The sequence below is a fragment of the Rickettsia asembonensis genome (assembly GCF_000828125.2).
GTDB lineage: Bacteria > Pseudomonadota > Alphaproteobacteria > Rickettsiales > Rickettsiaceae > Rickettsia > Rickettsia asembonensis.
Map to the genome: position 1 here is coordinate 1 of NZ_JWSW01000080.1, position 5,503 is coordinate 5,503.

Consider the following 5,503-nt stretch of genomic DNA (forward strand, 5'->3'; position numbering starts at 1 on the left):
TCAACACTCCCACCCTATACCCGACTGATATTATTGCATCTAAATTATAATATTCTACTTGTCTTTCGACACTCCGTTCTCCTTCTATTTGAACTGTTGCAAAAAACGCAACAGCTGCTCTTTCTAAACATTTTTTATTATTGCAAGCCATTCTTCTTCATCAATAATTTTAATATTAAGCTCTTTAGCTTTTTTAAGCTTACTACCTGCATCTGTGCCTGCTATTACTAAATCCGTGTTCGATGATACGCTAGCTGCAACTTTAGCTCCAAGTTTTTCAGCCGTTGCTTTAGCTTCAGCTCTAGATATCGTCGGTAAGCTACCGGTAAATACTACTATCTTACCTGTTAAACTGCTTTGTTCTCTAGTCTCTTTATAATCTTCAATATTTAATACTTCACCAAGTTTTTTGATAAGTGCGGTATTTTCTTTAACATCAAAAAAATCAATAATATCTACTAGAATCTTATCACCGATACCCTCCAAATCATTTAGTTTCTGATAGATATCCGAATCATTTTTACTAAGCAGTTCCATTTGAACTATAAAATTAGCATAGCTACCAAATTCTCTAGCAAGCAATTTAGCATTTTGTTCCCCGATATGCCTTATACCTAGAGCACATATGAATCTTGGCAAACTAACGTTCTTTGATTTTTCTATATTTTTAAAAAGATTCTCTACTGATTTCTTGCCCCACCCGTCCATGTTTTCAAGTTTTGCTAAGCTAGAATCATTTTTTTCTTTTAAAAAAAATATATCGAGTGGATTGCTAATTAACCCCTTATCTATTAAAAACTCAACTTGCTTACGTCCAAGCCCTTCAATATCCATAGCATTTTTCGATACAAAATGACGGATACGTTCATAATTCTGAGCGGGACAATTAAGGCCGTTATCACAGCATATAATAATATCTTCAGGAATGTAATGCAATTTAGAATTGCATGACGGACAAAATAAAGGAGTATCAAACGGCATGGTATCATTAGGGCGTTTATCAAAATCAACTCCTGTGATTTTAGGGATAACGTCACCGGCACGTTGCAGAAATACATAATCCTTGATTCGTACGTCTTTTCGCATGATTTCTTGAAAATTATGCAGCGTTGCTCTACTAACGGTTACCCCACCTATTTCTATAGGTTCAAGCTCGGCTACCGGTGTTAACGTACCGGTTCTACCTACCTGCACCGTAATAGAAAGCAATTTTGTTTGTCCTATTATTGCAGGAAATTTATGGGCGGTAGCAAATCTTGGAGATCTAGCAATAAACCCCATTCTATTTTGCAGTGCAAAATCATTTAGCTTATATACTACCCCATCAATTTCATAAGGTAATTTTTCTCTATTTGTTTTGAGATATTCATAAAAGGTGAAAATTTCTTCTTCGGAATTTGTAAGCTTAGATATTTCATTAACACTAAAGCCAAATTCTTTTAACTTTATAAGTAGTTGCTCTTGTGAAGAAGCAAGATTCTGCTCAGTTACTCCACCTGAATAGACAAAATATTTGAGCGGCCTTTGAGCGGTAATAGAAGCATCAAGCTGACGAAGCGAACCGGCAGCAGCATTACGAGGATTAGCAAATTTATCTCTGCCCTGCTCTTCTTGTTCTTTATTTAGGTTTAAGAAATCTTGTTTTTCAATATAAATTTCCCCGCGTACTTCTAAAAACTCCGGAGCATTATCTATTTTATGAGGGAAATTTTTGATTGTTTTAATATTTGCCGTTATATCTTCACCGACATATCCGTTACCTCTTGTAACTCCCGTTATAAGCAACCCGTTTTTATAAATAGCAGAAAAAGATAAACCGTCCATTTTAGGCTCACAAAAGATAGGATCAAACTCATCAAGACGTAAGAAGATTTTTATACGATCTACAAAATCTCTTACATCTTGCTCATCAAAAACATTACTAAGAGATAGCATAGGTGCTTGATGGGTAACTTTAGCAAATTTATTTGCTATTTTAGCCCCTACTTTTTTGCTAGGACTATTTTCTAAAACTAAATGGGGAAATTTCTGCTCTAGCTTTAGATTGGTATTAAATAGCTGATCATACTCGGCATCTGAAACTAAAGGATTATCTTCTATATAATAAGCATGATTATACGCTGCTATTTTACAGCTGAGCTCTTCTAGTAATTTTTTTGCTTCTTCTTCAGATATTAAATCAATATTTTGCATTAGTAATTTAGGTTTTTTAAGTGACTTTGTTGTATTGATCAAGAAAAGCATCCTATGTCATTCCCGCGTAGCATTGTTGCGTGGATATCGATGATGTCATTCCTGCGAAAGCATGAATCCAGAAAAAATAGTCTTAATATTGACAAAATAAACCTAAAAAAACAAGTTTTTTTGTCGGTTTTACTAGATTCACGCTTTCGCAGGAATGACATCATCGATATCCACGCAACAATGCTACGCGGGAATGACATCGAACAGGTTTTTCTAGGTCATATGATAAAATAAACCATCTTAAGAATCAAAATCAAAATCTTTACCTAGCTTAATATATTCTCTAATACGGCTCATTAGGTTTTGGAAATATGTTAAATTATGCCATGTCATTAGCATAGAGCCGAGTATTTCACCAATTCTAACTAAATGATGCAGATAAGCTTTACTATAGTTTTTACAAGCAGGGCATAGGCAATCATGTTCAAGCGGCTCGTTATCATCGGCGTATTTGCTATTGCGGATATTTACCGTGCCGTATTTAGTAAAAGCCTGACCGTTGCGACCTGAACGTGTTGGGATTACGCAGTCAAACATATCTATACCTCGGCGTACAGCACCGATAATATCAGCAGGCTTACCGACTCCCATTAAATAGCGCGGCTTATTTTGCGGCAGAAAATCGGGAGCATAGTTAAGTACTTTAAACATAAGCTCCTGCCCTTCGCCTACTGCAAGCCCGCCTATAGCATAACCCTCAAAATCGAGTGCTACTAAATCCTTAGCCGATTGCTCACGTAATTCTTCGTAAACACTACCTTGAATAATACCGAATTGTGCATAACCATCTCGTTTAACAAAAGCATTACGTGATCTATTTGCCCATCTAGTCGTAAACTGCATAGAAGTTTTAGCTTCTTCAAAGGTTGCAGGGTAAGGCGTACATTCATCAAAAGCCATAGTGATCGTACTACCGAGCAGATATTGTATTTCGGTAGAACGCTCAGGAGTTAACATATATTTATCGCCGTTAATATGAGAGCTGAAACTTACTCCCTCTTCGGTTATCTTACGTAACTTCGATAACGACATTACCTGAAAACCGCCGGAATCGGTTAATATCGGCTTATCCCAATTCATGAATTTATGCAGGCCACCAAGACGTGCTATACGCTCGGCAGTAGGCTGCAGCATTAAGTGGTAAGTATTTCCGAGTAATATATCGCTACCTGTTTCAGCTACCGATTCAGGCAGCATTGCCTTAATGGTTCCTCTAGTCCCGACCGGCATAAAGGCAGGAGTGCGAATCTCTCCATGCATAGTTGTGATAACACCGCTTCTAGCTTTTTTATTCTGATGATGAATATTAAAAGAAAATTTTGACACTGATATACTCCGAAGTAAAATGAAGAATTGGGATACAAAGTTCAACTTGAAAAAGAGCAAGGAGTCCACAAAGCGAGGAGGCCTTGTTGCGTGAATCGGTAAAACCTACTATGTCACCTAGTTCGCTTGACCACGGTGGCCATAAAAACAATAAAAAATACTAAAATATTAGTATTTTTAACTGGATCCCGTGGTCAAGCCACGGGATGACAGAGGTGAAATTGATCCACGTAATAATGCCCGGCGAGGAGCGTATACTTAAACGTTCAGCACCACAGCTCTTGTAGGATGATGCAACCAATTTTTCAAGTTCAACGAGTATAATCACTTATTTTAAAAAGCAATATCTTAGCATACTATAATTTATCCTGGAATATAAAAATTAAGATTAAAGGTTACAATACTTAAAAAATCATCAAGTATTGAACCACAAAGTTTTAACTCAGTATAAGATTTATTATATATTTCCGTTTTAATCAGTCCAAGTAAATATAAAGTCCCAATTACTGAAAAGAGAACTATACTGTTTGGAGTGTTTAATAATTTATCTTCAATAAAAGCAGTAATGGTTCCTTTAGGCTCGTGTACGATTTGAGCAACTAGCTCTCTTAAAATAGCATGATCAAATGAGCTTTGCTCTAAGATTTTTAATATAGTGAAATTATTTTGCCGACAATATGAATTAAGGAGTTCTCTATGACGCTTACGGTCTTTAGAATTTGAAAATGGTGTTAGAAAGATTATTATTTTTTTAGTGGAAGTCATTTTGATTTGCCCCGTTTAGTTAAACTTAGATTTTTAAGTTCTAACCACCACAAAATATTTCATGGTGGTGATTGTGTTTAAGAAGTCAAGATAATTTGTTTATATTGTTCCTGCCAAGGTCGTTTGTTTTTAACAATATTATTGATAATAATTATTATCTTTCGCATTACAGCAGTAAGAGCTAATTTTTTGGCTTTTCCTTTTTCCACAAGTCTTTTATAAAAAGGTTTAACGGCGGAATTACATCTTACAGAAGTAACAGCTGCCATATATAATGCTGCCCGTACTGTTTTTCTACCACCTTTAGTTTTTGCTTTAAATCGTATTTTCCCACTTTCCTTACAGTGAGATGCTACCCCTACTAAAGAAGCAATTTGTTTACAATTTAAATTACCAAGCTCTGGTAATTCTGTAATTAAGGTTATTGCTATAATAGAACCAATACCTGGGATAGTAATAAGTAAATTATATATTTCTTTGTAACTTTCTAGATTTAAAATAAGATGTAATATAAGCTTTTCTACTTCTTCCTTTTGGCTATTAAGTAAATCAATAACATTATTTATACTATTAATTATTTTTTGATTAGTAACTCTACGTAAGCGATTGCGTTCAGATACTATCATAGTAATTAATTGGTTACGTCTAGATGTAAGTTCTTTTAATTCTTTTTCTATCTCATTCGCTACTTTTCTAGACTCAGGGTTAATTTTTTCTGCAAATAATGCTAACATTTGTGCATCAATAGTATCAGTTTTTGTAAACTTACCTCTCATAGTTCTAAATGCTGATGTAAAATAAGGATTAACTACTGATACCAAATAGCCTGTTTTTTGTAAGGTTTTTGCTGCTTTATATTCAAGTCCACCAGTAGATTCAATTACAATTTTAGCTATATTATAATCCGCTATATATTCAACTAGCTCCTTAATTCCTTTTTGATCATTATCAAAAACTTTATATTTATTCAATGGGTGTAACCAAACGTCTAAAGTATTTTCAGATACATCGATACCTATAAAAATATGCTTTGTCATGTTTTTCTCTCCTGTCCTATGTACGAGCTAAGGTGTTATTCACTTGATCTTAATGGTTGATCGTAAATAACCACTTGCTCTATTGATTGTTCGGAACCAAATGAAGTAAGGAGTAACACACCGGGGCACGG

7 protein-coding genes are annotated in these 5,503 nt (G+C 34.9%); 1 reads left to right on the forward strand and 6 read right to left on the reverse strand.

Translation table 11 applies throughout. The annotated features are described in order from the left end of the window. Positions 1–151, reverse strand: a 151-nt coding sequence (rhuM, locus tag SB78_RS08600) for a RhuM family protein (protein ID WP_146625060.1), incomplete at its 3' end; no start/stop codon positions are given. Beyond that, positions 124–2,193, reverse strand: a complete 2,070-nt coding sequence (ligA, locus tag SB78_RS06615; protein ID WP_041079563.1) for an NAD-dependent DNA ligase LigA — start codon at positions 2,191–2,193, stop codon at positions 124–126. The genes rhuM and ligA, both read right to left, overlap by 28 nt. A 54-nt stretch (positions 2,194–2,247) precedes the next feature. On the opposite strand from ligA, the gene SB78_RS09485 reads away from it, so the two are divergent. Beyond that, a complete protein-coding gene (locus tag SB78_RS09485; RefSeq protein ID WP_146625061.1) occupies positions 2,248–2,478 on the forward strand; it encodes a hypothetical protein in 231 nt (76 codons plus the stop codon). Between the two features lie 6 nt (positions 2,479–2,484). On the opposite strand, the gene tgt is transcribed toward SB78_RS09485, so the two are convergent. The 4 genes from tgt to SB78_RS06630 form a co-directional block, all read right to left on the reverse strand. Next, a complete protein-coding gene (gene tgt, locus SB78_RS06620) occupies positions 2,485–3,570 on the reverse strand; it encodes a tRNA guanosine(34) transglycosylase Tgt (RefSeq protein WP_041079559.1) in 1,086 nt (361 codons plus the stop codon). A gap of 160 nt (positions 3,571–3,730) precedes the next feature. Beyond that, positions 3,731–3,898 carry a hypothetical protein gene (locus SB78_RS09785; RefSeq protein WP_158510117.1) on the reverse strand — a complete coding sequence of 56 codons (168 nt, stop codon included), beginning with the start codon at positions 3,896–3,898 and terminating at the stop codon, positions 3,731–3,733. A 35-nt stretch (positions 3,899–3,933) separates the two neighbouring features. Further along, complete coding sequence (locus SB78_RS06625; RefSeq protein ID WP_041079560.1) at positions 3,934–4,335, reverse strand: hypothetical protein; 402 nt, start codon at positions 4,333–4,335, stop codon at positions 3,934–3,936. Positions 4,336–4,412: 77 nt separating this feature from the next. Next, complete coding sequence (locus SB78_RS06630; RefSeq protein WP_041079561.1) at positions 4,413–5,372, reverse strand: IS110 family RNA-guided transposase; 960 nt, start codon at positions 5,370–5,372, stop codon at positions 4,413–4,415. Between the last annotated feature and the right edge of the window lie 131 nt (positions 5,373–5,503).

What these genes read in the sequence shown, in the direction of transcription:
- SB78_RS06630 (WP_041079561.1), bottom strand. Translation starts at nt 5,372, where the DNA reads ATGACAAAGCATATTTTTATAGGTATCGATGTATCTGAAAATACTTTA.
- SB78_RS06625 (WP_041079560.1), bottom strand. Translation starts at nt 4,335, where the DNA reads ATGACTTCCACTAAAAAAATAATAATCTTTCTAACACCATTTTCAAAT.
- SB78_RS09485 (WP_146625061.1), top strand. Translation starts at nt 2,248, where the DNA reads ATGTCATTCCCGCGTAGCATTGTTGCGTGGATATCGATGATGTCATTC.
- ligA (WP_041079563.1), bottom strand. Translation starts at nt 2,193, where the DNA reads ATGCAAAATATTGATTTAATATCTGAAGAAGAAGCAAAAAAATTACTA.